Raw genomic sequence first — 2,165 nt, 5'->3', positions numbered from 1 at the left:
CGTCGCTCCCGCGGCTCTGCTGCGGGCGCGTGCCGGGGCTGGTGCTGCGTAATGGCACAGCTCAAGATCACGCAGACGAAGTCGTACATCGGCAGCAAGAAGACCCACCGCGACACCCTGCTCGCCCTCAGCCGCCGCATCCACGCCCACCCCGAGACCGCCTTCGAGGAGCACCGCGCCGCCGCCTGGTGCGCCGAACTCCTCGCCGGGCACGGCTTCGACGTGACCGCGCCCGCCTTCGGCCTGGCCACCGCGGTGAGCGCCACCATCGGTTCGGGCCCCCTCACGCTCGCCGTCGTCTGCGAGTACGACGCCCTGCCCGGCCTGGGCCACGCCTGCGGCCACAACCTCATCGCCGCAGCCGGTATCGGCGCGGCCCTCGCCCTGGCCCCGTACGCCGATGAACTCGGGCTCACCGTGCGGGTGCTCGGCGCCCCGGCCGAGGAACGCGGCGCGGGCAAGGCCCTGTTGATCGAGGAGGGCGCCTTCGACGACGTGGACGCGGCGATGATGGTCCACCCCTGCCCGTTCGAGCTCGCCGACTTCCGCTCGTTCGCGCTCGGCACGCTCTCGGTGACGTACACGGGCAAGTCCGCGCACCCCAGCCTCAACCCGCACGAGGGCCGCAACGCCGCCGACGCCCTGACCGTCGCCCAGGTCGCCCTCGGCCTGCTGCGCCAGCAACTCCCGCCGCAGTGGCGGGTGCACGGAATCACGACCGGCGCGGGCACCGCCCCGAACGCCATACCGGACCGCGCCACGGCCGAGTACGAGATCCGCGCGCTGGCCGCCGAGGACCTGCGCGAACTGCGCGAGCGCGTCGAGAACTGCTTCCGCGCCGGGGCGCTCGCCACCGGCTGCGACGTCGCCCTGGAGCGGCCCGAACCGGACTACCTGGACTTCCGCGGCGACCCGGAGCTGACCGCCCTGTGGCAGGCGAACGCCAGGACGCTCGGCCGTGCCGAACCCGTCGAGCGCGAGCCGTTCGCCTGCACCGACATGGGCAACGTCTCGCACCTGGTGCCGTCCATCCACCCCGTCCTGGACATCAGCGGCGGTGCCTGCGGGCCGCATGAGGCCCAGTTCGCGGCGGCCGCCGTCTCGCCGGCCGCCGAGCGGGCGCTGCTCGACGGCGCGCTGGGCATGGCGTGGACGGCGGCGGACCTCGCGCTCGCGCGCCTGGCGGCAGCTACTTCTTCGAAAGCGCCTCGCTGATGTCGTCCATGACCTCGTCGGCGGCGAGCGGGCCGCCGCGGGTCGACCAGACCGAACCGTTCACGGTCACGACGTGCTTCTTCTTGACCGCGCCGAGGTCCTTGTAGGCGGGCTTGCGCTGGACGTCCTTGAGAGCCTTCTCGCCGTCCGAGGTCAGGGTGGAGAGGAACAGCCAGTCGCCGTCGATCTCGTTGATCTTCTCCAGGCTGAGCGAGGGGGTGTGGGCGTTGCCGTCCTTGTCCTGGTTCTTGGGCCGCTTCAGGCCCATCTCCAGGGCGACGCCGCTGGCGAACTGCTTGCTCTCCATCCAGCTCGGACCGTCCGGGTTCCAGCGGACGATGGAGACCTCGGCGCCCTTGTCCGCGCCGAGCTTCCTGCCCGCCGCCTTGGCGGCGCTCTCGTGGTCGGCGATGACCTTGTTGGCCTTGGGGAGTTCACCCACGGCGTTGCCGATGCCGCGCAGGGTCAGCTTCCAGTCGTCGGTGGGCGCCATCGTGACGACCGTCGCGGGCGTGATCTCGCGCAGCTGCTTGAGCACCTGCTCGTCCTGCATGTCACCGGCGAGGATCAGGTCGGGCTTGGCCGCGACGACCTTGTCCATGACGGGTTGGAGGAGGTTGCCGACCACGTCGATGCCCTTGACCTTGTCGGCGAGGTAGGCCGGGGGCTTGTCCAGGCCCTGGCCGTTGGTGATGCCGACCGGCTTCACGCCGAGCGCGAGGACGGCGTCCAGGTCCTCCTGGGTGAGCGTCACGATCCGCTTGGGGTGGGCCGGGACCTTCACGGCCTTGCCGGTGGCGTCCTTGATGGTGCGGGTCCCGGCGGAGTCCGAGCCGCCCTTGCCGGACGAGGCGTTGTCGGAGCCGTCGTCCGAGCCGCAGCCCGTCAGGAGCAGCGCCGCCGCACCGAGAGCGGCGACCGTCTGGGTCACGCGTCGGGTGGCGGGGGAG

2 protein-coding genes are annotated in these 2,165 nt (G+C 71.9%); one reads left to right on the top strand and one right to left on the bottom strand.

The genetic code is table 11. The features are described from left to right. The first annotated feature begins 51 nt into the window (after positions 1 to 51). On the top strand, positions 52 to 1,215 hold the full coding sequence (locus GKQ77_RS31935; RefSeq protein WP_219692603.1) for an amidohydrolase: 1,164 nt from the start codon (positions 52 to 54) through the stop codon (positions 1,213 to 1,215). On the opposite strand, the gene GKQ77_RS31930 is transcribed toward GKQ77_RS31935, so the two are convergent. Further along, positions 1,190 to 2,165 (bottom strand): ABC transporter substrate-binding protein (locus GKQ77_RS31930; RefSeq protein ID WP_258022322.1); only part of this gene is annotated, 976 nt, incomplete at its 5' end. The two genes, GKQ77_RS31935 and GKQ77_RS31930, sit on opposite strands and share 26 nt — an antisense overlap.

The organism is Streptomyces anatolicus (genome assembly GCF_019400875.1).
GTDB lineage: Bacteria > Actinomycetota > Actinomycetes > Streptomycetales > Streptomycetaceae > Streptomyces > Streptomyces anatolicus.
This window is presented reverse-complemented; position numbering and strand designations above follow the sequence as displayed.

What these genes read in the sequence shown, in the direction of transcription:
- GKQ77_RS31935 (WP_219692603.1), top strand. Translation starts at nt 52, where the DNA reads ATGGCACAGCTCAAGATCACGCAGACGAAGTCGTACATCGGCAGCAAG.